At 69.7% G+C, this 23076-nt stretch carries 22 protein-coding genes, 1 pseudogene and 1 riboswitch; of the genes and pseudogenes, 5 read left to right on the top strand and 18 right to left on the bottom strand.

Features of this window, described 5'->3' with window-relative positions:
• Nucleotides 1-278 precede the first annotated feature (278 nt).
• The 3 genes from ACKTSN_RS27930 to ACKTSN_RS27920 form a co-directional block, all read right to left on the bottom strand.
• Nucleotides 279-758, bottom strand: coding sequence for a hypothetical protein (locus tag ACKTSN_RS27930; protein ID WP_409471625.1), 480 nt, complete (start codon nt 756-758; stop codon nt 279-281).
• 324 nt (nt 759-1082) lie between these two features.
• The gene (locus ACKTSN_RS27925; RefSeq protein ID WP_409471624.1) at nt 1083-1436 is read right to left on the bottom strand and encodes a hypothetical protein; all 354 of its coding nucleotides are present in this window, start codon (nt 1434-1436) and stop codon (nt 1083-1085) included.
• A 166-nt stretch (nt 1437-1602) separates the two neighbouring features.
• Entirely contained in the window at nt 1603-2985 is a 1383-nt protein-coding gene (locus tag ACKTSN_RS27920; protein ID WP_409471623.1) for an NAD(P)/FAD-dependent oxidoreductase, read from the bottom strand.
• 636 nt (nt 2986-3621) lie between these two features.
• On the opposite strand from ACKTSN_RS27920, the gene ACKTSN_RS27915 reads away from it, so the two are divergent.
• Entirely contained in the window at nt 3622-3894 is a 273-nt protein-coding gene (locus ACKTSN_RS27915) for a type II toxin-antitoxin system Phd/YefM family antitoxin (protein WP_018385071.1), read from the top strand.
• On the top strand, nt 3891-4160 hold the full coding sequence (locus tag ACKTSN_RS27910; protein ID WP_402612100.1) for a type II toxin-antitoxin system RelE family toxin: 270 nt from the start codon (nt 3891-3893) through the stop codon (nt 4158-4160). The genes ACKTSN_RS27915 and ACKTSN_RS27910 overlap by 4 nt, the downstream gene beginning before the upstream one ends.
• A gap of 50 nt (nt 4161-4210) precedes the next feature.
• On the opposite strand, the gene ACKTSN_RS27905 is transcribed toward ACKTSN_RS27910, so the two are convergent.
• From ACKTSN_RS27905 to ACKTSN_RS27840, 14 genes and pseudogenes are all read right to left on the bottom strand, one after another.
• The gene (locus ACKTSN_RS27905) at nt 4211-5164 is read right to left on the bottom strand and encodes an exopolyphosphatase (protein ID WP_409471622.1); all 954 of its coding nucleotides are present in this window, start codon (nt 5162-5164) and stop codon (nt 4211-4213) included.
• Complete coding sequence (locus ACKTSN_RS27900; protein WP_385262334.1) at nt 5161-5694, bottom strand: DUF501 domain-containing protein; 534 nt, start codon at nt 5692-5694, stop codon at nt 5161-5163. Before ACKTSN_RS27900 ends, ACKTSN_RS27905 begins: the two co-directional genes overlap by 4 nt.
• Before the next feature lie 19 nt (nt 5695-5713).
• A complete protein-coding gene (locus ACKTSN_RS27895) occupies nt 5714-6190 on the bottom strand; it encodes an FtsB family cell division protein (protein WP_409471621.1) in 477 nt (158 codons plus the stop codon).
• Nucleotides 6191-6323: 133 nt separating this feature from the next.
• Nucleotides 6324-7604: a phosphopyruvate hydratase gene (eno, locus tag ACKTSN_RS27890; RefSeq protein WP_409471620.1), complete on the bottom strand. Its 1281-nt coding sequence runs from the start codon at nt 7602-7604 to the stop codon at nt 6324-6326.
• A 354-nt stretch (nt 7605-7958) separates the two neighbouring features.
• Entirely contained in the window at nt 7959-8654 is a 696-nt protein-coding gene (locus ACKTSN_RS27885) for a transglycosylase family protein (RefSeq protein WP_409471619.1), read from the bottom strand.
• 4 nt (nt 8655-8658) lie between these two features.
• A riboswitch (cyclic di-AMP (ydaO/yuaA leader) is annotated at nt 8659-8827 on the bottom strand.
• Nucleotides 8828-9009: 182 nt separating this feature from the next.
• On the bottom strand, nt 9010-10008 hold the full coding sequence (locus ACKTSN_RS27880) for a transglycosylase family protein (protein ID WP_409471618.1): 999 nt from the start codon (nt 10006-10008) through the stop codon (nt 9010-9012).
• Nucleotides 10009-10210: 202 nt separating this feature from the next.
• A complete protein-coding gene (locus tag ACKTSN_RS27875; RefSeq protein WP_409471617.1) occupies nt 10211-11491 on the bottom strand; it encodes a cytochrome P450 family protein in 1281 nt (426 codons plus the stop codon).
• Nucleotides 11492-11545: 54 nt separating this feature from the next.
• Complete coding sequence (locus ACKTSN_RS27870) at nt 11546-12604, bottom strand: nucleoside triphosphate pyrophosphohydrolase (protein WP_409471616.1); 1059 nt, start codon at nt 12602-12604, stop codon at nt 11546-11548.
• A 64-nt stretch (nt 12605-12668) separates the two neighbouring features.
• Entirely contained in the window at nt 12669-13313 is a 645-nt protein-coding gene (locus ACKTSN_RS27865) for a SurA N-terminal domain-containing protein (protein WP_409471615.1), read from the bottom strand.
• A gap of 328 nt (nt 13314-13641) precedes the next feature.
• The gene (locus tag ACKTSN_RS27860; protein ID WP_409474935.1) at nt 13642-15126 is read right to left on the bottom strand and encodes a serine/threonine-protein kinase; all 1485 of its coding nucleotides are present in this window, start codon (nt 15124-15126) and stop codon (nt 13642-13644) included.
• 38 nt (nt 15127-15164) lie between these two features.
• Nucleotides 15165-15809, bottom strand: a complete 645-nt coding sequence (locus ACKTSN_RS27855; protein WP_409471614.1) for a hypothetical protein — start codon at nt 15807-15809, stop codon at nt 15165-15167.
• A 186-nt stretch (nt 15810-15995) separates the two neighbouring features.
• Nucleotides 15996-16739, bottom strand: coding sequence for an N-acetyltransferase (locus ACKTSN_RS27850; RefSeq protein ID WP_409471613.1), 744 nt, complete (start codon nt 16737-16739; stop codon nt 15996-15998).
• 140 nt (nt 16740-16879) lie between these two features.
• Nucleotides 16880-17152 (bottom strand): annotated as a pseudogene (locus ACKTSN_RS27845) (NUDIX domain-containing protein); the annotation flags it as partial.
• A gap of 60 nt (nt 17153-17212) precedes the next feature.
• Nucleotides 17213-17977, bottom strand: a complete 765-nt coding sequence (locus ACKTSN_RS27840) for an HNH endonuclease family protein (protein ID WP_409474934.1) — start codon at nt 17975-17977, stop codon at nt 17213-17215.
• A 213-nt stretch (nt 17978-18190) separates the two neighbouring features.
• Between ACKTSN_RS27840 and ACKTSN_RS27835 the strand changes: the two genes are divergently transcribed.
• Entirely contained in the window at nt 18191-18379 is a 189-nt protein-coding gene (locus ACKTSN_RS27835) for an antitoxin (protein ID WP_409471612.1), read from the top strand.
• A gap of 210 nt (nt 18380-18589) precedes the next feature.
• On the opposite strand, the gene mfd is transcribed toward ACKTSN_RS27835, so the two are convergent.
• Nucleotides 18590-22201 (bottom strand): transcription-repair coupling factor, encoded by a 3612-nt coding sequence (gene mfd, locus ACKTSN_RS27830; protein WP_409471611.1) that lies wholly within the window; start codon nt 22199-22201, stop codon nt 18590-18592.
• Between the two features lie 225 nt (nt 22202-22426).
• On the opposite strand from mfd, the gene ACKTSN_RS27825 reads away from it, so the two are divergent.
• Together ACKTSN_RS27825 and ACKTSN_RS27820 are read left to right on the top strand one after the other, a co-directional pair.
• Nucleotides 22427-22678 carry a type II toxin-antitoxin system Phd/YefM family antitoxin gene (locus ACKTSN_RS27825; RefSeq protein WP_409471610.1) on the top strand — a complete coding sequence of 84 codons (252 nt, stop codon included), beginning with the start codon at nt 22427-22429 and terminating at the stop codon, nt 22676-22678.
• Nucleotides 22679-22685: 7 nt separating this feature from the next.
• A complete protein-coding gene (locus ACKTSN_RS27820; RefSeq protein ID WP_409471609.1) occupies nt 22686-23060 on the top strand; it encodes a type II toxin-antitoxin system VapC family toxin in 375 nt (124 codons plus the stop codon).
• The last annotated feature ends 16 nt before the right edge of the window (nt 23061-23076 follow it).

Raw genomic sequence — 23076 nt, 5'->3', positions numbered from 1 at the left:
CCACTTCGCAGCGTCCTCGCTGAAATCGCCCAACCGCAGGGTGGAGTTGGCCAGATCGGCGCTCCAGGTGCGGAACGCATCCGCGCCCTCGCCCTTCCACTCCACCCACTGCGGACGGACCTTCAACTCCTCGGCGATCTTGCGGATCTCCTTCGCCGCCGAGATCAGCCGCTCGGCGGCGGCCTGTACCGTCCCCGCGTTCGCCTGGTCCAGCCAGGCCAGCATCTGCTCGTGGCTCATGTCCTCGAAGGACGTACCACCAGGCCCCTTGGCCGGCATCAGATTGTGCCTCCCGCGTCGTCGCCCACCGGTGTCGAACCACCGCTGGTCTGACTCTTGTTCGGAAGCTCGGGGTCGTAGGAGCCGCCGTAGTGCTTCGTCGTCTCCGCACTGATCGCCGCCATACGGTCGCGGATGTCGAGGTCGATGTTCCGGTAGCCCTTGTGCGAGGCCAGAACGGCGATGCCCATGCCCTCCATGGAGTCCGACAGCAGTTTCGACAGGGTCTCCAACTCGCCGATCACCGTCTCGTACGCGGTGAAGAGGCCAGCCGCCTCCATCCACGCCTCGTCTCCGCCGCCGAACTGGTGGCGTACGAGCTGTTCCTGGGCCACTTTCCCAGGACCCGCCTCCGATCCCTTCAGGTCACGGATCAGCTCATCAACACGCTTCCGGAACCCCGTGAACGACGACAGCTCGGTGGCCACGTCAGCGGCGGCGCCGACAGCGTCCCGGGCCGCATCGAACGCGTCGGACACCCACGACGACGTCCCCGACGTCGATCCGCCCTCGCTCGGTAACACTGCGCCCCGCCCTCCCCGTACAGCCAGAGCACTCGGACAACCGAATGCCGCACCTGAAACTCTAGCGACCACCAGTGACAGTCCGCAGTCGCAGGCATGCCGGTAGCGATCGAGTTCAAGCCATCCCGAGCATGGCTGCTCACTGAGGATGAGCCCACCCAACACCACTGCGGGACCAGGCACATGAGCACTTGTACTCAGTTACTGTTCGCTGCCGCTCCGCTTCCGCCGACGGCGACCATCCAGGCATGGCCGCGACATATCGAGGTGATGCACGTTTCAGTTCGGCCCGTCGATCAGCCCTAGGAAGAAGACAACGGCGACCAACACGGTGCAGGGCGCCAGGGCCGCGAAGGCGCCGCGGCGGATTGTGTTCTGCTCGTTCCATGGCAGGCACCAACTGACCAGCAGCAGGACGAAGGACAGCGCGAGGCCGATCTGGAGGACCGTGAAGGCGATCTCGAAGCTCTGGTCGAAACGCTCGGCCTCCACCCCGTTGCAGGCGTCGCAGGCCATGGGAGTAAGCCCGCCGAAGAAGAGGGCCAGGAGGCTTGCCGGGAGCGTGATCACGGTCGAGATCAACGGCGCGATCCACGCGCGCGGCACGGCAGCGTTCGGTCTGTTGTCCACCATGTGCTCCACCCAACCGGTAGGGCTGGACCGGCACATGGGCGCTTTTACTCAATCGCCGTAGGCGGTATGCCCGGCTCAGGCCGACGACTTGACCGGGTAAACGCCGAAGGGACCGCCCGCACCACGGATGGCAGGCGGCCCCTTCGGGGTGTTCAGTGACCGGAGGTCAGGAGGCCTTGGCCTTCTCCTCCGGCTTGCTCGCGGCAGCGACCGGCGCCGGCTTGGCGGCCTCGTAGAACTCCTCGCGCGGGGACTCCAGCGCGCCGAGGGCGACGACCTCGCGCTTGAGGAACATGCCCAGCGTCCAGTCGGCGAGGACCCGGATCTTGCGGTTCCAGGTCGGCATGGCCATACCGTGGTAGCCACGGTGCATGTACCAGGCGAGACGGCCCTTGAGCTTGATCTTCATCTTGCCCATGACGATCATCGCCACGCCCTTGTGGAGGCCGAGCCCGGCCACCGCGCCCTTGTTGGCGTGCGAGTACTCCTTCTGCGGGAAGCCCCGCATGCCGGAGATCACGTTGTCGCCGAGGACCTTGGCCTGGCGGAGGGCGTGCTGGGCGTTCGGCGGGCACCAGGCGTTCTCGTTGCCGGCCTTACGGCCGACGAGGTCCGGGACCTGGGCGTTGTCGCCCGCGGCCCAGATGTAGTCGGTGCCCTGGACCTGGAGGGTCGCCGCCGTGTCGACGTGGCCGCGCGGGCCGAGGGGGAGGCCGTAGCGGGCCAGGACCGGGTTGGGCTTGACGCCCGCGGTCCACACGATGGTGTTGGAGTCGACCTCGAGGCCGTTCTTCAGCACCACGTGGCCGTCGATGCAGGAGTCCATGGAGGTGGACAGGTAGATCTCGACGCCGCGGCTCTCCAGGTGCTCCTTGCCGTACTGGCCGAGCTTGGGGCCGACCTCGGGGAGGATCTTGTCGGCGGCGTCGACGAGGATGAAGCGCATGTCCTCACGGGACACGTTGTTGTAGTACTTCGCCGCGTCGCGGGCCATGTCCTCGACCTCGCCGATGGTCTCCGCACCCGCGAAGCCACCGCCGATGAACACGAAGGTGAGCGCCTTGCGGCGGATCTCCTCGTCGGTGGTGGAGTCGGCCTTGTCGAGCTGCTCGAGGACGTGGTTGCGCAGACCGATGGCCTCCTCGATGCCCTTCATGCCGATGCCCTGCTCGGCGAGGCCGGGGATCGGGAAGGTGCGGGAGACCGCGCCGAGCGCGACGACGAGGTAGTCGAAGGGGAGCTCGTACGCTTCACCGACCAGCGGGGAGATCGTGGCGACCTTGCGGTCCTGGTCGATGGTGGTGACCCGGCCGGTGAGCACCTCCGCCTTGGGGAGCACGCGTCGCAGCGGGACGACGACGTGTCGCGGGGAGATGTTGCCGGCGGCGGTTTCGGGAAGGAAGGGCTGGTAGGTCATGTACGACCGGGGGTCGACGACCGTGACGGTCGCCTCGCCGTAGCGCATCTTCTTGAGAATGCGCCGAGCTGCGTACAGGCCTACGTACCCACCGCCTACTACGAGGATCCTGGGACGCTCCGTGGTGCTCATGCCATCGAGTATCCACCTGCCGCAGGAGGGTAGTTCGTGCGCCCCTTCACAAGCTCCTGCATGCCCTGTGTTACACTCCCCGGCCCGCGTGACGCAGGTCATGGTCACGCCCGGGAACCGAGGGGCGGCACGACCCGTTGTCAATGCCGCGTGAGCTGCCTCTCTGGGTCGCCGGCCCCCCTGCGAGCCGGTCGAAACACGCCTCCGCGAGAGCCTTCCAGCACACCCCTACAGCAGCCTTCTGAACGCGTTCAAGGGCTGTTGGGCCCCCGGAGGGGGCAACTGGACCCTTTCCACCCTCCGGCGGGGCCCAATTCCTTGTGAAGAACTTCACGAAGTTTTCCGACGGGGTGTCGCGAAGGGGCTCACGGAGGCCCTTCGGATGAGCTCATACGCTAGCCGACCTGCTCAACTGATGACTACTGGCCAGTAGTAAACGAGACCCGGACCACCCTGCGCGGGCGACCTGCGTCACCGACCAGGACTCACCGGAGCCCCGGGCATCCGCGCGGACGCCCGGCTCGAGGAGCGGCCGATTGGCAGATCGTTCAGGCGATGGACCACGCGATTCCGTCGAGGATTGCTCACGTATGCGACTCCCTGTCTCGTGTACACGGAAGCGCGTACACTGGCGCCATGACCGAGAACACAGTGACCGTACGGGAAGCCCGCGCGCACCTCGCGGACCACATCAATCGGGCCGAGGAAGGCGTTCCGACGGTCATCACGCGCAACGGCGCTCCGGTGGCGGCCGTGGTGCCGATCGCGGACTTCGAAGCGCTGGAGGAAGCGGCCGACGTGATGCTGGCGCGCGAAGCCGAAGCAGTCCTGGCCGAGGGCGGTCCCACCGTGACGATGGCGGAACTACTGGCGGATCTGTTCACCGAGCATGACGGCGAGGCGGCGTGAAGTACGCCTTCCGGTTCACCACGGCGGCGCAGCGGCAGCTCCGGGCCATCAGCCGGCCCGACGCCATGCGCATCCTGACCGCGCTCACCGCACTCGGCGACGACCCGTACCGCGAGGACGCCGACATCAAGAAACTCACCGGCCCGTCGGGACTCTACCGGCTCCGGGTCGGAAGCTACCGGGTCGCCTACCAGATCAACGACGGTGAACTCGTCATCCTCGTCGTCAAGGTGGGCGACCGGCGGGACGTCTACCGCAACCTGTAGTACGCGGCGAACGCCACCGCCGTCATCAACCCGAGAAGTACCGCTGAACGCTATTGGGCGTCCTCTGCCGTTTTGATCGCGATCCCGTCGAGGATGTCGTGTTCGCTCACCACGACCTCCTCCGCCCCGATCCGCTCCATGATCGCGAGCAGGACGAGGGCGCCCGCTGCGATCACGTCCACGCGGCCGGGGTGCATGGAGGGGACGGCCGCGCGTTCGGCGTGGGTGGAGTGCAGCAGCCAGTCGGTGATCTCGCGGACCCTGTCGTGGGAGACACGGGAGTGGTGGATCGCGGCCGAGTCGTACTCGGGGAGGTTCTGCGCGATCGCCGACACCGTCGTCACCGAGCCGGCCAGGCCGACCAGCGTGTGCGCCTCGCGCAGCGGCACCGTCACCTCGGCGAGGTCGAGGGCCGCCTCGATGTCCGCCCGCATCGCCGCGATCTGCTCCTCGGTCGACGGGTCGGAGACCACGCCGTCACGGACCAGGTGCCGTTCGGTCATCCGCACACAGCCGACGTCGACCGAGCGCGCCACGCGGACGTGGTCCTCGCCGACGACGAACTCGGTCGAGCCGCCGCCGATGTCCACGACGAGGTAGGGCTTGGGGAGATGGTCGTGTTCCGCCAGTTCCCTGGTCGCGCCGGTGAAGGAGAACTCGGCTTCCTCGTCGCCGGTGATGACCTCGGGCTCGACGCCCAGAATGTCCATGACGCCGCGCACGAAGTCGTCCCGGTTCTCGGCGTCCCGGGAGGCGGAGGTGGCGACGAAGCGGAGCCGTTCGGCGCCGTGTTCCTTGATGATCGCGGCGTACTCGCGGCAGGCCGCGAAGGTCCGCTCCAGGGCTTCGGGCGCCAGGCGGCCGGTGCGGTCGACGCCCTGGCCGAGCCGCACGATCGTCATACGGCGGTCCAGGTCGACGAGTTCGCCCGTGGCCGGGTCGGCGTCGGCGACCAACAGCCGGATGGAGTTCGTACCGCAGTCGATGGCGGCCACTCGGGTCACTGGTCGTTCTCCTCGTTCGGTACGGTCACGCAGGCACCCTTGCGCCACCACTCCGGCAGCATGGCGAGGGCCTCGTCGCCGAGGGGGTTCACGCCGGGGCCGGCGGCCAGCGAGTGGGCGACCAGGACGTGCAGGCACTTCACCCGGTCCGGCATGCCGCCGGCGCTCGGGAAGCCCTTCAGTTCCTCGATCTCGTCCCGGCGCCGGATGTAGTCCTCGTGCGCGGCACGGTAGGCGGCGGCGAGCTCGGGATCGGTCTCCAGGCGGGCCGTCATCTCCTTCATCACGCCGTTCGCCTCCAGAGTGCCGATCGCCGAGGACGCCTTGGGGCAGGTCAGGTAGTACAGCGTCGGGAAGGGCGTGCCGTCGGGCAGCCGCGGGGCCGTCTCCACGACGTCGGGCTGCCCGCACGGGCACCGGTGCGCTATGGCGCGCAGCCCGCGCGGCGGCCGGCCGAGCTGCTGCTTGAAGGCCTCGACGTCCGCGTCGGTGGGCTCGGTGCGCGGGGTGGGCGGCGGGGGGGTCTCCATGACGTTCTTTCTCTTGTGTTCACTGGTCGGAGGCGTCGGACTTGTCGACGCCGTCCCAGACGTTCGCGTACCAGGGGCGGTCGGCCGCGCCGGAGTCGGCGCGCGACTGCTGTGCCGCGTCCGGGTCGATCACGATGTAACCGGTCTCCCCCGGCATCACATAGTGCAGTCGCTCCCGGATCTGCTGCTCCGCGTACGCGTCGTCCTGCCAGCGTGCCTTGAGGTCGCGCAGTTCCTCGACCCGCTGCCGGGCCTGTTCCTGCTGCCGCTGGAGGTCGGCGATCTCGGCGCGCTGGGCGACGTACTGCCTTATCGGATAGGCGAGGGCGACCACCAGCGAGCAGACGACGAGCGCGAGCAGTGCGGCGCGGCCGGTCAGCCGGGAGCGGCGGGCCTGGCGGCGGGTCTGGGAGCGGTAGACGCGGGCGGCCGTCTGCTCGCCGAGCAGCCGGATCCTGGTCGTGGTGGAGAAACGGTCCCGGTCCCTGGCGGCCATCTCCCACTCCCGTCACACACGCGCGTACGTCCCCGCACACGGTACGGGACCGAGTACGGGGACGTACGTGTACGACGCTTCCTACGAGGCGCTACTCAGCCCTTGAAGCGCTGCTCAGCCCTTGAAGCGCTGCTCAGCCCTTGAAGCGGGGGAACGCGCTGCGGCCGGCGTACATCGCGGCGTCGTCGAGGATCTCCTCGATGCGCAGCAGCTGGTTGTACTTGGCGACGCGCTCGGAGCGGGCCGGGGCGCCGGTCTTGATCTGGCCGCAGTTGGTGGCGACGGCCAGGTCGGCGATGGTGACGTCCTCGGTCTCGCCGGAGCGGTGGGACATCATGCACTTGAAGCCGTTGCGCTGGGCGAGCTCGACGGCGTCCAGGGTCTCGGTCAGCGAGCCGATCTGGTTGACCTTGACCAGCAGGGCGTTGGCGGCGCCCTCCTCGATGCCCTTGGCCAGGCGCTCGGGGTTGGTGACGAACAGGTCGTCGCCGACGAGCTGGACCTTGTCACCGAGCTTGGCGGTGATGGTCTTCCAGCCCTCCCAGTCGTCCTCGAACAGCGGGTCCTCGATGGAGACCAGCGGGTAGGCGTCGACCAGCTCGGCGTAGTACTCGGTCATCTCGGCGGCCGAGCGCGCCTTGCCCTCGAAGAGGTAGGAGCCGTCCTTGTAGAACTCGGACGCGGCGACGTCGAGCGCGAGGGCGATCTGCTCGCCGGGGGTGTAGCCGGCCTCCTTGATCGCCTCGAGGATGAGGTCGAGGGCCTCGCGGTTGGAGCCGAGGTTCGGGGCGAAGCCGCCCTCGTCGCCGAGGCCGGTGGCCAGGCCCTTGCTCTTCAGGACCTTCTTGAGGGTGTGGTAGACCTCGGTGCCCCAGCGCAGGGCCTCGGAGAAGGACTCCGCGCCGATCGGGGCGATCATGAACTCCTGGATGTCCACGTTGGAGTCGGCGTGCGAGCCGCCGTTCAGGATGTTCATCATCGGCACCGGCAGCAGGTGCGCGTTCGGGCCGCCCAGGTAGCGGAAGAGCGGCAGGTCGCTGGCCTCGGAGGCGGCGTGCGCGACGGCGAGCGAGACGCCGAGGATGGCGTTGGCGCCGAGGGAGCCCTTGTTGTCGGTGGCGTCCAGGTCGAACATCGCCTGGTCGATCAGACGCTGCTCGGTGGCGTCGTAGCCGACCAGCTCAGGGCCGATCTGCTCGATGACGGCCAGGACGGCCTTCTCGACGCCCTTGCCCTGGTAGCGGTTGGGGTCGCCGTCGCGGAGCTCGATGGCCTCGAAGGCGCCCGTGGAGGCGCCGGACGGGACGGCGGCACGACCCGTGCTGCCGTCGTCGAGGCCGACCTCGACCTCGACCGTGGGGTTGCCTCGGGAGTCCAGGATTTCCCGGGCTACGACGACGTCGATGGACGGCACGAGCATCTCCTTCGTGGATGTGACGCGGTTTAGCAGGACCGCAGCGGCTCTGCGAGATGAGCCTAACCGGCTCCGTGGGATCGGCCAGCCGGTCGCCCACCCCGTGGACGAAACCGATCGTAAATTGTTTCCGAACGGAACAAAGACGGTTCCTCAAGAATGAGGGCCCGAGCGAAGAACGAGGGCCCCGAGCGAAGAACGAGGCACGAGCGGTGACACAAAAGCCCCGCCCCGGCGCGTACGGGGGAACACGCACCGGGGCGGGGGCCTGTGGGGACGGGGGACCCTCACGGGGGTCTGCGAAGCCCGGATCACTTCAGGTCAGGCGAAGCTGCCGACCCGGGTGGATCCGGATCACTTCAGGTGCAGCTGCTGACCCGGGTAGATGAGGTCGGCGTCCTCGACGATGCCCTTGTTCAGCTGGAACAGCTTCTCCCAGCCGCCCTTGACGTCGTGCTCCGCGGCGATGGTGCTGAGGGTGTCGCCGGTGACGACCTTGTACTCGCCGTCACCCTTCTCGACCTTCTCACCGGTCGGGGTGGTGACGGTCTTCTGCGCCGGGCGCTCCTGCGAACGGGAGGCCGGCTGCTGCTCGGTCGAGCGGGTGGTGGTCTCGGTGCCGCTCTGCGAGGAGCCCTCCGAGGAGGAGTCGCTCGCGCCACCGCCGGTGTACGTGGCGTTCGACAGGCCCGTGCCGCAGTGCGGCCAGGCACCCTTGCCCTGACCCGCGAGCACCTTCTCGGCGATCTGGATCTGCTGCTCCTTGGTGGCCTGGTCGGCCGTGGCGGCGTACTGCGTGCCGCCGTACGCGGCCCAGGTGGAGGCGGAGAACTGCAGACCGCCGTAGTAGCCGTTGCCGGTGTTGATGGACCAGTTGCCGCCCGACTCGCACTGGGCGACGGCGTCCCACTCGGAGGTGGTGGCGGCGGAGGCGCTGCCGGCCGCCATCAGCGGGGCCGCGACGGCGGCGGCGCCGGTGACGCCGACGACGGCTATGACGCGAGCAGCCTTGGACGGACGACGGTGCTTGCCCTTGCTGGAAAACAGCATGGATGGATCCCCTCACCGACGCCTGCGAGGTGAGCTGTCGGGTTCGGGCCGGTTGAGTTGCCCGGCCACGCCCCTGTGGAGAGGCGTGACTTCACCCCAAGCCGTACCGGCTCAACTGTCCGGTGCGGCGCTTACCTTGGGTCCCCCGCTCCTGCCTACGGCGCTTGACGCGACGACTGTTCCCGAACGGCCGCTGGCAGGATTCGGCGTTGCGGCAGCCGGGGCTCGCGTTGGCGAGCGGTCATGACCGTAGACACGCGATTGGCGGAATTTCAAAGAGAATCAGGGCCTCTGAGACTCATCCCACACTTTCACCAAACAGGACATTAGGCGCGAAGTATGACGTGAACTCCCGCTACTTTTCGCCCGGTTCGCCCCCGACATCCAGCGTCTGACCGGGGATGATGTGGTTGGGGTCGGCGCCGACGATCTCCTTGTTGTCCGCATACAGCACGGACCATCCCCCTTGGACGCCATGGGAGTCGGCGATACCCCAGAGACTGTCCCCCTCGCGCACGGTGTACGACCCGTCGGCGACATCGCGCGCGAAGGCGCTGTCGCGCGAGGCGTGGCGACCCGAGGACTCGGTCGTACGAGCGCCGGCGGCATCCTCGTCGGCGCTGTCGCCGCGATGCTTGCCCGTACCGGTGTCGATCAGACCGGAATCGCCTTCACTCTGCCCCGAGTTGTCCGAGTCCGTTGCCTTTGGGGTGACTGTGGGCGAGCTGTCGGATCCCTGCGAGTTGTCCGAGGTGGAGCCGGCGGGCGTCGGGCTCGCGGAACCGTCCGCCGCATTCGATGACGAGCCAGATGAAGGGGACGGCTCGGTGGATTCAGGCGAAGACTCTGCCGAATCAGATGAATCGGGTGAGCTGGAGGAACCGGACGAGTTGGACAAGCCGAGCGAGTTGCGCAGGCTCTCGGAAGTGTCCGACGAGGTGTCACCGGCCACACCCGTGTCCACGTCGGCCGAATCCTTGTCGGCGTCGAGACCGGCGGTGAGCCCGCAGGTGCCCCATGCGCCCACGCCCTGGTCCGCGAGGAGCCGCTCGGCGACGGCTATCTGCTGCGAACGGCTGGCCTGGTCGGCTCTGGCCGCGTACGTGAGGCCGCCGTACCGCTCCCAGTTCTCCTGGGACAACTGCAGTCCTCCGTAGTACCCGTCGCCCGCGTTGGCGCTCCAGGAGCCGCCGCTCTCACACTCCGCCACCCGGTCCCACGTCGTGCCGCTGGCCGCGCTCGCGCCGGTGGCGCCGAGGAGTGGGATGGCGATGGCGGACCCGGTCACGCCGGCCGCGACAACGAGAGCCGGAGCCTGACGGGGGCGACGGTGACGACCGTTCCCGGAGAGCATGCGGGGACCTTTCGCGAGACAGCAGTGACCGGCGCGGCGGGTGGTGTTCGACGTCGCGCTGCTGGGTGAACGTATCGGCAGTCGATCACTTGTCACAAGTTAATGCCGCACAGATCACGTGAAGATCACAGAGTTGAGGTCGTGTCACGTTTTCGGTGCCGGAGTGGAGGGTTCCAGTCGAATCCGGGGCCGGGGGGCCGGTTTACGAGATGGGAGTGAACTCCACAGGCAGCGTGCGCAGTCCGCGCATGATGAGGCCGCCGCGCCATCGCAACTCGCCGGGGTCCACGGCCAGTCGGAGGTCCGGGAGGCGGGTGAGGAGGGTCGCGAGGGCGGTCTGCCCCTCCAGGCGGGCGAGCGGCGCGCCGAGGCAGTAGTGGATGCCGTGCCCGTAGCCGAGGTGCTGGTTGTCACGGCGGGCGAGGTCGAGGGTGTCCGGATCGGCGAACCGCTGCGGATCCCGGTCAGCGGCGGCGAGTACGACGAGCACGGGGTCGCCGGGCGCGATGTCCTGCCCGCCGATGGTGAGCGGCTGCGTGGCGAACCGCCAGGTGGCCAGCTCCACCGGGCCGTCGTAGCGCAGGAGTTCCTCGACCCCGGTTTCCAGGAGGCTGCGGTCGCCGGTGGCGAGGGCCCGGTGGAGGCGGTTGCGCTGTTCGGGGTGGGTGAGCAGGGCGTAGGTGCCGTTGCCGATCAGGTTGACGGTTGTCTCGAACCCGGCGAACAGCAGGATGAACGCCATCGCCGCGGCCTCGTTCTCGGTGAGGTGCTCGCCATGGTCGGAGGCGCGGATGAGACCGGAGATGAGGTCCTCGCCCGGGGCCGGTTCGGCGGAGAGCGACTCACGCTTGCGGTGGATGAGGTCGGCAAGGTAGCCGCGCATCTTCTTCACCGACCGCGCGACCCCGCCCCGCGGCCCTCCCCCGTGCCGGATCATCATGCCCGCCCAGTCCCGGAAGTCGTCCTGGTCCTCGCGGGGGACGCCGAGCAGGTCGCAGATGGCGTAGATGGGGAGCGGGAAGGCGAACTCGTGGATGAGGTCGGCGGAGCCGTTGCGGGCGAACCGGTCGAGGAGGTCGTCGGTGAGCTCCTGCACACGGGGCGCGAACTCGGCGACGCGGCGGGGCGTGAAGGCCTTGGAGACGAGCCGGCGGAGGCGGGTGTGGTCCGGCGGGTCGATGTTGAGCAGATGCGTCATCAGCTCCGCCTTGCGCTCACCGGGGATACCCGTTTTGCCCTTGGCGTGCGTGGGCTCGTCGTGGTGGGCGGGGTTCTTGCTGAGCCGCTGGTCGGCGAGAGCCTGCTTGGCGTCGGCGTAACGGGTGACCAGCCAGGCCTCCACACCGCTGGGGAGCCGTGTCCGGTGGACGGGGGCGTGCTCGCGGAGCCAGGCGTAGGCCGGGTAGGGGTTGGTGGCGAACTCCCACGTGAAGAGCTCGGGGGCGTCCTGGTGGGGGCTCGGGCGGTGGGGCTGGCTGGTCACCCGTTGACGGTATCCGGAGGCGGACGGGCGGGTGACATCGGTCGGCGAGTGACGTCAGTCGCCGGTCGGTGGGTGACGTCGGTCGCCGGTCCCGGCTGTGTCGGAATCCGTCCGCTGTCCCCGGCTCTCGGTCTCCCTGATCGCATCCCGGTAGGCCCGCGCCGCCGCCCGTAGCGCCGCTTCCGGGTCGACGCCCTCCGCCTCGGCCCGTATCGCCAGCGCCAGCAGCTCGTACCCGACGCCCTCGGTCTTCGGCAGCGGCACCTCCAGACCCGCCGTACGCACCCGGGACGCCAGCTTCGCCGCGAGGGCCAGGCCCGGCTGGTGCAGGGGGATGCCCTCCGTCACCGACGTACGCCGCTTCTCCTGCGCCTTCGTGCGCAGCCAGTGCTCCTTGACCTCCTCGGGCGTCGAGGCCGTCTCGTCCCCGAAGACATGCGGATGGCGGTGGATGAGCTTGGCGACGATGCCGGCCGCCACGTCGTCGATCGAGAAGGGCGCGTCCGGGTTCTCCTCGGCTATCCGGGCGTGGAAGACGACCTGGAGGAGGACGTCACCGAGTTCCTCGCGCAGCTCGTCGCGGTCGCCGTCCTCGATCGCCTCGACGAGTTCGTACGCCTCCTCGATGCCGTACTTCGCCAGGCCCTGGTGGGTCTGCCGGGACGACCACGGGCATTCGGCACGGATGCGGTCCATGACCTGCACGAGGTCGAGGAGGCGGGCGCCCGGCAGGTCGTAGGAGGCGGGGAGCAGCTCCAGCTCCGGCATCCGGACGCGTCCGGTGCCGGCGAGGCGGGCCAGGCCGTCGGTCAGCGCGGGCTCGCCCTCGCCCGTGGCGACGACCACCACGGTGTGCCCGTCGGCGCACACGTCGACCAGTTCCTCGGCGGTCGGGGACTCCTCGGCCACGGGTATCCCCGCCTCGCGCAGATACGGCAGCTGGGGGTGTGCCGCGTCCGCGCAGAGCACCCGGTCGGCGGTGCGCAGCGCCTGCCACGCGGGCCAGGAGAGCAGGCCGGGCGCGACACGGTGACTGGTGGTGAGCAGGACGATCCGGCCGGGGGTGAGGTCGGGGCTCGTGTCCGGGGCGCCTTCGAAGCTGGTTGCGTTCACGATCCGAACGTAACCCACGCCGCCGACAAGTCCCCGAGTTGTCCACAGGGAGGCCGCCGTACCGTCACGCCGGCTGCTGCGCCTGCGCCGTCGTGACGTCCCGTACCCACGGCGCCTGCTGGTCGACGCGGCTGCTCCGCTCGACGTCCCAGGTGCCGTAGCGCGGGTTGAGGTCGACGTTCAGCTTCTCGGAAGCCTTGGACAGGGCGTTCCAGAAGGCCGGCTGGCTGGTGTCGGTGCCGAGCTTCGCGGCGAGCTTCTGGGCCTCGAGCTGGAGGCGGAGGTTCTCGTCCAGCCGCTCCGGCGCAATGCTGTACTGCTGCAGCCAGGCCGTCCGAAGCGCCTTGGGACCACCGACCTGCTCCTCCAGGCCGGCCCGCATCTCCTGGACCTCCTTGCGGCTGACGGTGACGCCGGCGTCCTGGGCTGCACGGTGCAGCACCCGGTCCAGGACCATGTTGTGCAGGGTGTCGCGGGACAGGGTGCCGGTGTCGGCGATGGCCTGCGCGTACTGCGCCTCGTCGTTCACCGCCGCCCGCTGCGCCGCGCGTACCTCGTTCACCCTGCTCTCGAGCTGGGACACGGTGATCCGCTGACCACCGACGACGGCCGCCGCACCGGGGTGCGCATCGTTTCCGCAGGCGGTGAGGAGGGGGGCCGCGGCGATCGCGGCGGACAGGAGGAGCGCGGTGCGACGACGGCGGTGCAAGGAAACCTCCCGAGGAGATTGTGCGACGGTGCACAAAGTCTTGCGATGATCGATGGTAGGCAGTGGGCAGGCTCTGGCCAACCCATTCGACCAACGATTCACCAGGACTTCGGGCACCGCCGCGCCCGCACGCACGAGCCGGAGCCTGGGACAGGGCCAGTTGCTAGTGCCGCGGCAGGCAACGTTTGCCCGTCAAGGAGCGGCGTCCGGTGCGTGCTCTCGGCGTGCCGGCCGGAAGTCCTCGTACTGGACGTACTTGGGCTTTCGGCCGGTGCGGCGAGAGGGCGTGCCGGGCGTCGCGACGGGGCGAACGTTGCCTGCCGCGGCACTAGCCCCGCACCTGGCCCAGCCACTGCAAGGTCCGGCGTACCTCCACCGCCAGCGGGTGCCCGGGACCGTTCAGCCGTTCCACGTCGTGCAGGAGCCGCACCAGCGTGTCGTGCGCGGCGGCCCGGTCGCCGACGGCGAGGAGGAGGTGGCCGATGCGGCGGCGGACGTCGTGGGAGAGCTCGGGGTCGCCGGAGACGTACTGGTTCTCGTAGTACGGCAGCAGTGCCCGGTACGCGGCCAGCGCCGCCGCCGGTTCGCCGAGCTGTTCGAGGCACTGGGCGGCCTCGTAGCGGAACCGCAGGGACTGCGGGTCGGCCTGGCCGGCCTCGGCGGCACGTTCGTCGGCGAGGCGGCGCAGTTCGGGGAGCGCGCGCCGGTACTGGCCGTCGTCCATGAGCGTGGCCGCGTACTGCTTGCGCAGGGTGCGGACGACCGGTGAGTGCTCGCCGTGCTGCTGCGCGGCGGCGGGCAGGATCGCTCCGAGGATGTCCACGGCCTGGGTGATGCGTCCCTCGCCCAGGAGACGCTTGACCTCGTCGACGGCGCTCGCGACGTCCGGCTGCTCGGCGACCGGCGTGACGGGGGCGGGCTGGGGAGCGGGCGTGCGCGCGCGGTCCGGCCACGGGGCGTGAGGGCGCAGGAAGGGGCGCGTGGGGTCGAGGGGCGCCCCGGTAGGCGTGCCGCGCGCGGGCAGGAGCAGCGCCAAGTCCTCGTACACCTCCTGCGCGGAGGCGGGCCGGTGCTGCGGGTCCTTGGCGAGCAGGCGCAGGACGAGGGCTTCGAGCGCCTCGGGAACCTCGGGCCGGATCCGGCGCACGGGCAGCGGCGGCTCGTACAGGTGCCGGTGCAGCACACCGAGCGCCGTGGAACCCGCGAACGGGACGTCGCCGCTGAGGAGTTCGTGCAGGAGTACACCGAGTGCGTACAGGTCCGTGTACGGGCCGACCGCGCCGCCCATCGCCTGCTCGGGCGCCATGTAGGCGGGCGAACCGATGGGCGAACCGGTGTGCGTCAGGCGCGTGGTGTCGGTGTCCATGACGGAGGCGACGCCCAGGTCGAGGACGGTGACCGTGCCGTCCTGCTTCACCATCACGTTGCGCGGCTTCAGGTCGCGGTGCACGATCGGCACCGCGTGCACGGCGCTCAGCACGGCGCACAGTTGCGCGGCGACCGCGACCGCCCACTGCCACGGGTACGGGGTGTGCTCGGCGAGATGGTCGGAGAGGTCGGCGCCGTCGACGTACTGCATGACGAGGAACAGCTCCTCGCCCGCACTGCCCGCGTCGTGCACGGTGACGAGCCCGGGGTGGTCGACCTGCGCGGTCACCCGGCACTCGCGCACGAAACGGCGGCGCAACTCGTCGGCCTCCTGCCCGGCCACCTTGTCGGGGCGCAGCAGCTTCACCGCCACGCGCCGGTCGAGCCGCTGGTCGTAGGCCGTCCAGACCTGGCCCATACCGCCCTGTCCGATGAGCGTGGCCAGTTCGTAGCGGCCGGCGACGACGCGCGCTGTCGTCACGGTCACCGTCCGCCCTCGTGGTCGCCGTCGGGCCGGCCCTCGCGCTGACCGCCCTGCTTGCGCAGGTAGTCGCTGAGCTCGTCGAGTTCGGCACGCACCTGGTCGATCCGGGCCGGCGCGGGGCGCTGGGGCGGCGGGCCGGGGGTGGCGGGCGTGGCGGCCTGGGATATCGGGGGCGGGGTGTGCGCGCTTCGGGTGAGCGGGGGCTGCGGGACGGTCGTGGCCGTGTTGTACGAAGCCTGGGCCGACGGCTGCGGGTAGCCGTACGCCGCGGTGGGCTGCGGGGCGTAGCCGCCGCCGTAGCGGAGCTGGTGGAAGTGGCGTACGTCCGCGGCGAGGTAGTAGGCGATCACCGCTACGAGCGTGCCCAGCAGCAGTGCGAGGCCGGTCCAGCCGCCCGCGGTGTGGATCTCTTCGCCGGGTTCGCTCCCGAGCAGCACCACGGCCAGGATGTCGATGGCCAGCACCGCCACGAAGAGGCCCCAGTCCAGCGACCTGCGGGTGACGATCGCCAGGCGCAGCAGCATCGTCCAGGTCAGGAACCCGAGGCTGAGGACGGAGATCGCCACGAACAGCACACGCAGGAGGACCAGCCACGCCGTCGGGGGCGGCTGCTTCACCAGCTGCGTGTAGCCGTGGCCATGCATGGCTGCTCCTGGTGCCTGAGGTGGGCGTACGAGGCCGACCGGCGTCGGGCAACGCCAGTCGTGCGATTGTCGCTTCGAGCGTATAGGTCGACACCGACAAGCGGTCCCGGGTTGTACCGAACCGTTGTCGCACTGCTCACTGCCGTCGAACAGGTCCGCCGCGAACCGCTCGCCGGCCCGTGCCGCTCACAGTCGGTGCCGCATCCACACGTTGGGCTCGACATACACCGCGAACCCGTGCTCCGGCTCGCAGCGCACCGGCACCAGGGCACCGGGCACCTCGATGTCGCCTGCGGTGTCGAAGGGCAGCCCGGTCCAGCGGCGCCAGTCGTGCAGCGAGGCGGCCACCGCCATCGATGCCGGTGCCACGGAGTGGACGGTGGCGCCGGCCCTGGCGTGGACGCGCAGCCAGGGGTCGTGCGGGAGGCCGTCGGGGCGCACTCGGCGGGCGTACTCCTCCATGGACGTACGGGGTTCGAGGTGCTTGGCGCTGGGGCGGACGGGGGCGACGACCTCGTTGAAGCCGAGGGCTCGGGCGTTGTCGCGCATCGCCGTGAGCATGCGGCCGGACAGGCCGAGGCCCTGGGCGTGCGGGGCGACGGTGACCGAGATCGCGCTGACCGTGTCGGGGCGGACACCGTGACGCAGGTCGGCGAACGCCCACAGGAGCACCTCGTCCCAGCCACGGGCGGGCAGTTCACCGCGGCCCTCGGCGGCGAGCGCGAAGGGAACGCTGTGGGCGTGCGCGACGACCTCGCCGGTCTCGTCCTCGGCGAACTGCACGTACTGCGGCAGTTCGGCGGCGATCTGCGGATAGTAGGCGTCCCCCACCGGGTCGTTGATGACGAACTTCGGCCAGGTGTTGGCCATCCCGGCCACCCGGTCGAGCATGTCCGGCCGCTCGGCGAGACTCGATACCCTCAGCTCCATACGGCCACGCTAGGCGGCGGCCCGGCGGCAGGGGAACGAATTTTCGCGCACTCCGGCCTCACTCAGTCCGCGTGGAAGCGGTGCGGCGCCTTCGTGGTGTTGCCGCCGGTGGGGAAGTCGAGGGGGTACCGCCTCAATGCATCGAGCCCGTCTTCCAGTTCCTCGACGAGTTCCCGTGCTGCCGCATCCCCGTAGGACTCGCCGACGTCCACGGCTCCGCCCACCAGCCAGTTGTACTGCCCCGGAAAGCGGGACACGGTGTGCGGCCGTCGGTGCACCAGGATCCGCCCATCCGGACGACGGCAGACGGTCGTCGCGACGCGGTGCAGCCACCCACTTCGCACCGCCTCGCCCGGCTCGACGACTCTGAGCACCCGATCCTGATCGTCGACCTGCTCCACCAGTTCGCCCATGACACACCGTTCCACACCGCTCTGACAGCGGTGCCCGCAGGCCGCGAAACAGGTGGAAGCTCAAGCGCCGCACTGTTGGAGCATCATGTCCTTGTCCGCCGCCGTGACAGACAGCTCGTACTTGAGCGCCACTTGCGCGAAGCGCACCGAGTACGAGCAGCGGATCGCCTTGCTGGGTGGCAGCCAGGACGCCGGTCCCGAGTCGCGTTTGGCGGAGTTCGTGGAACCCGAGACCGGCAGGAGATTCAGCGTGTCGTTGGCCACCCGCTGCCTCTTCTCCTTGTCCCAGCGAGCCGCACCCATCTGCCAGGCGTACGACAGCGGCACGACATGGTCTATCTGCACCTCGGTGGCCTTCGCCTTCTTCCAGGCGATGTCCTTGCCCGTGTACGGGTCGTGCAGCTTCATCGAGACGACCACGCAGTCGGAACCGGCACGGAACCGGATGCTCCGACCATCGCGCTGCAGCAAGTCATTACGCGTGTCGCACCCGTTCCTCGCCAGTGGCACACCCTCGGCCGTGTCCATCCAGGCATAGCCGAACTCGTCACGGTCGTAGCCCGTCCTCGGCCCCCGCCCCTTCGTGGACAGCTCCTCGATGAGCTTGCGGGCCGCGGCCTTGTCCGCGTCCGTCGTCAGGGGCGCGAGCCCTGGTTTCGTACCGTCCGGATTCTTGAGCGGACTGACCGCCTGCCCGGCAGGCGCAGCCGACCCGGATCCCGCGGAGGAGTCGTCTTCGCCGAGCCCCTCGCATCCCGAGACGAGGAGCACGACAGCTGCCGACACCGCCGCCGCGCGGAAGAAGCGCGCGCTCCCTGCTCCCACGGCGCACAGCGCCACAGCGGCGGCCGCGGCCCCGCCCCTCAGACGTGTCACGGTGCGCCCCTCCCCTTGCCTGCCCTGGCCGCCCGTGCGGGCGGGTTGTGCCTGGTGCCACGGTAGCGGCCGAGAGGTTCAGACCACAGGTGCCCCAAACCCTGCATCCCTCGCAAGTCGGGCGTATCGTCGGTTCTGAGTCACCTCCGGAAGGAGCTCTGGATGGGCATCTTCGACAGGTTCAGGCATCACAAGGGGGCCCAGGACCGGGCCAAGCAAATGTCCGACGCCGCGGAGAAGAAGGCCAACGAGAAGACGGGCAACAAGTACGAGGGCCAAGTCGACACCGCCCAGCAGAAGATCGAGGGGCAGCTCGGCATGGACCGCGACCGGCCGCCCGAGCAGCCGTAGGCCGGAGACCCACGGAGGACACCTGGCCGGCTACAGGGCACAACTCTCTGACAGCGGCCCGCTGAACCACCTGGAAACAGAGGCCGTCCGCGGTACTCCACCACCCGCGGGCGGCTTCGTGCGCCCATCGCCTGTTTCGCTCGGCCTGAACCCCCGGGGAAAGGCCCCGCCCTGGGGAAAGGCCCCGCCCTGGGGAAAGGCCCCGTTCCCCTAAGACCCCAGAATCGACGCCAGGAACTCCCCGACCCACCCGAGCAGCTCCCGCCCGACCAACGGCTTTCCGCCCACCTTCGCGGTCTTCGGCCGCGGCACCAGCACCTGGTGGACCGCCGGCTTGATGACCGTCCCCGGGTACAGCCGCTTGAGCCGCAGTTCCTGCGACTCCCGCAACTCCACCGGCGCGAAGCGGATGTTGTTGCCCTGGAGGACGATCTCGCCGACGCCACACGCGCGTGCGAGCATGCGCAGGCCCGCCACCAGGAGGAGGTTCTCCACCGGTTCCGGCAACTTGCCGTAGCGGTCGACGAGTTCCTCCCGTACGGCCTTGATGTCCTCCTCCGTGTTGGCGGAGGCGATGGAGCGGTAGGCCTGCAGCCGGAGGCGCTCACCCGGCGCGTAGTCGTGCGGTACGTGGGCGTCGACGGGCAGTTCGATCTTGACCTCGAGCGGCGGCTCCTCCTCGATCTCGCCGGTCTCCAGCTGACGCCGGTAGTCCGCGACCGCCTCGCCGACCATCCGGACGTACAGATCGAATCCCACGCCCGCGATGTGCCCCGACTGCTCGCCGCCGAGGAGGTTGCCGGCTCCCCGGATCTCCAGGTCCTTCATCGCCACGTACATGCCGGCACCCATCTCGGTGTGCTGGGCGATGGTGGCGAGCCGCTCGTGGGCGGTCTCCGTCAGCGGCTTCTCGGGCGGGTACAGGAAGTAGGCGTACCCGCGCTCACGCCCACGCCCCACGCGCCCGCGCAGCTGGTGCAGCTGCGACAGACCGAAGGTGTCCCCTCGTTCGACGATCAGCGTGTTCGCGTTGGAGATGTCGATGCCGGACTCGACGATCGTCGTCGACACGAGCACGTCGAACTTCTTCTCCCAGAAGTCGACGACGACCTGCTCCAGCGCCGACTCCGACATCTGCCCGTGCGCGGTGGCGATGCGCGCCTCGGGGACGATCTCGCGGAGCCGGGCCGCCGCGCGGTCGATGGACTCCACCCGGTTGTGGATGTAGAAGACCTGGCCCTCGCGCAGCAGTTCGCGCCGGATCGCCGCGCCGATCTGCTTCTGCTCGTACGGCCCGACGAAGGTCAGCACCGGGTGCCGTTCCTCCGGCGGGGTCGTGATCGTGGACATCTCACGGATGCCGGTCACGGCCATCTCGAGGGTCCGCGGGATCGGCGTGGCCGACATGGTCAGCACGTCGACGTTGGCCCGCAGCTTCTTCAGCTGTTCCTTGTGCTCGACGCCGAACCGCTGCTCCTCGTCGACGATGACGAGCCCGAGGTCCTTGAACTTGGTCTCGGAGGAGAAGAGGCGGTGTGTGCCGATGACGACGTCCACCGAGCCCTCCCGCAGGCCCTCCAGGACCGCCTTCGCCTCGGTGTCCGTCTGGAACCGCGACAGCGCCTTCACGCTCACCGGGAACTGCGCGTACCGCTCGCTGAACGTCCCGAAGTGCTGCTGCACCAGCAGCGTCGTCGGTACGAGGACCGCGGCCTGCTTGCCGTCCTGTACGGCCTTGAAGGCGGCGCGGACCGCGATCTCCGTCTTGCCGTAGCCGACGTCGCCGCAGATCAGGCGGTCCATCGGGACCGACTTCTCCATGTCCTCCTTGACCTCGGCGATGGTGGTCAGCTGGTCGGGCGTCTCGGCGTACGGGAAGGCGTCCTCGAGCTCACGCTGCCACGGAGTGTCCGGTGCGAACGTGTGCCCGGGGGCCGCCATGCGCGCGCTGTACAGCTTGATGAGGTCCGCCGCGATCTCCTTGACGGCCTTCTTCGCGCGTGCCTTGGTCTTGGTCCAGTCGGCACCGCCGAGCCGGTGCAGCGTCGGGGCCTCGCCGCCGACGTACTTGGTGATCTGTTCCAGCTGGTCGGTGGGGATGTAGAGCCGGTCGCCGGGCTGGCCGCGCTTGGCGGGGGCGTACTCCACGACGAGGTACTCGCGCGTGGCGCCCTGCACGGTGCGCTGCACCATCTCGATGTAGCGGCCCACGCCGTGCTGCTCGTGGACGATGTAGTCGCCCGCCTCCAGGGTGAGCGGGTCGATGGTCTTGCGGCGGCGGGCGGGCATGCGGGCGCCGTCGCGGCCGGCCGCCTTCTGGCCGGACAGGTCGATCTCGGTGAGCACCGCGACCCTGAGCGCCGGGTCGACGAAGCCGTGGTCGATCGAGCCGCACGCCACGTGCACCACGGAGGGGGAGATCTCCCCCAGGTCGGCGTCCAGGCGGGCCGCGATGCCCTCGCCGCCGAGCACCTCGACCGTGCGGGCGGCCGGGCCGTGCCCCTCGGTCACGAAGACCGTGCGCCAGCCGTCGGCGAGCCAGCCCTTGGTGTCGGCGAGCGCCTTGGCGGTGTCGCCGCGGTAGGTCTCCGGGGCGTGCATGCCGAGCTTGAGCGTGTCGCCCACCGCGTCAGCGGCAAACGTCTCCGTGAGCTCCTCGTCCGCCGCGAACGGTGACACCGACCACCACATCATGCCCAGCTCGCGGGCCCGGTCGCGGACGTCCGCGATGGACCACAGCGAGGCCGCGCCGACATCGATCGGCGCCTCCCCTCCCGCCCGTCGCCCGCCACCACCCTCAACCGAGCGGGCTTCGCCCGCACGCCACGATTCCGCGGTGGCCGCCCAGGAGGCCTGCAGGAACTCCTGCGAGGTCGCCACGAGATCCGCGGCACGCGTGCGTACCCGCTCGGGATCGCACACGACGGCCATGGCGCCCTTCGGCAGCACGTCGAGCAGCAGCTCCATGTCGTCGACCAGGACGGGCGCGAGCGACTCCATGCCCTCCACGGCGATGCCCTCGGCGATCTTGCCGAGCAGCTCGCCCAGCTCGGGGTGCGCCTCGGCGAGGGCACGCGCGCGCGTGCGGACGTCTTCCGTCAACAGAAGTTCACGGCAGGGCGGGGCCCACAGGCCGTGCTCGGCGACCTCCAGCGACCGCTGGTCGGCGACCTTGAAGTAGCGGACCTCCTCGACGTCGTCACCCCAGAACTCGATGCGCAGGGGGTGCTCTTCGGTGGGCGGGAAGACGTCCAGGATGCCGCCGCGTACGGCGAACTCGCCCCGCTTCTCGACCAGCTCCACGCGCGCGTACGCGGCGGCGGCCAGGGCGTCGACGATCTCGTTCAGGTCGGCGGTCTGCCCGGTCCTCAGCGCCACCGGCTCCAGGTCGCCCAGGCCCTTGACCTGTGGCTGGAGCACGGATCGCACGGGGGCCACGACGACGGAGACCGGGCCGGTCTCGGGGTCGTCGGTGCTGGGGTGGGCGAGTCGGCGCAGCACGGCGAGGCGCCGGCCCACGGTGTCGCTGCGCGGGCTCAGCCGTTCGTGCGGCAGCGTCTCCCAGGACGGGTACTCAACGACTCCCTCCGGCGGCAGCAGCGAGCGCAGCGCCGCCGCCAGGTCCTCCGCCTCGCGCCCGGTTGCCGTCACCGCCAGCACCGGGCGACCGCTCTCGCGGGCCAGGGCGGCGACCGCGAAGGGGCGGGCCGCCTGGGGGCCGACCAGATCGACGTGCATCCGGTTGCCGTCCGAGGCCGCCTTGATCGCTTCCGCGAGTGCGGCGTCCTTGACGACGGCGTCGAGCAGACCGTGCAGGCTCATGGAGGGGCTTTCCGTCCTGGATGACAGGGAGTGACCGAGGTGGGCAACGCGAACCACCCGACACGCGGGGCGGGCCGGGGGTCTCCAGGGTACGTCGCCGGGGCGGTTGTCACCCGGGGGAGTGAGGACGCTGGCCCAGGATGGTCCGAGCGCGCTAGCGTGGACTCACTGGTTAGCCCAGTTCTAGTCCGTTCCTCTTCCGCCCCATGCAGAGAGGCCGCCGCCATGAATGCAGTCGAAGCCCAGCGGCAGTACAACGTCCACGAGGCCAAGACCAACTTCTCCCGGATACTGCAACTGGTCGAGACCGGGGAAGAGGTCGTCATCAGCCGGGCGGGGCAGCCGGTCGCCAAGGTCGTACCGCTGCGGCCCCTCGTCAACCGCACTGACTACGGGGTGCTCGAGGGCCAGATCCACATCCCCGACGACTTCGACGAGTTGCCGGACGACATCGCCGAGGCGTTCGGGATGCGGTGATCAACCGATGAGGTATCTGATCGACACCCACATCGCGCTCTGGTGGCTCGGCGCATCGCCCGAGCTCTCCGACGACCTGCGAGAACTGCTGCGCACCGAGCCCGAGGTCTACGTCAGCGCGGTCACGCCCTGGGAGGTCGCCCTCAAACACTCGCTGGGCAAGCTGCCAGGTGCTCCGGGCTTACCCGAACGTGTGCGGGACCTGCAGTTCAGGCACCTGCCGATCACCCTGCAGCACGCGGCACACACCGCCCATCTGCCCTGGCACCACCGCGACCCCTTCGACCGCATGCTCGTCGCCCAGGCCCAACTGGAAGGCCTGACCCTCATCACCCGCGACACCTGGATCCAGAAGTACGACGTCCCGCTCCTGCGGGCATGAAGCGGAGCCCGGCACC

This window comes from Streptomyces flavusporus (assembly GCF_046267975.1).
In the GTDB taxonomy this organism is placed as follows: Bacteria; Actinomycetota; Actinomycetes; order Streptomycetales; family Streptomycetaceae; genus Streptomyces; species Streptomyces flavusporus.
This window is presented reverse-complemented; position numbering and strand designations above follow the sequence as displayed.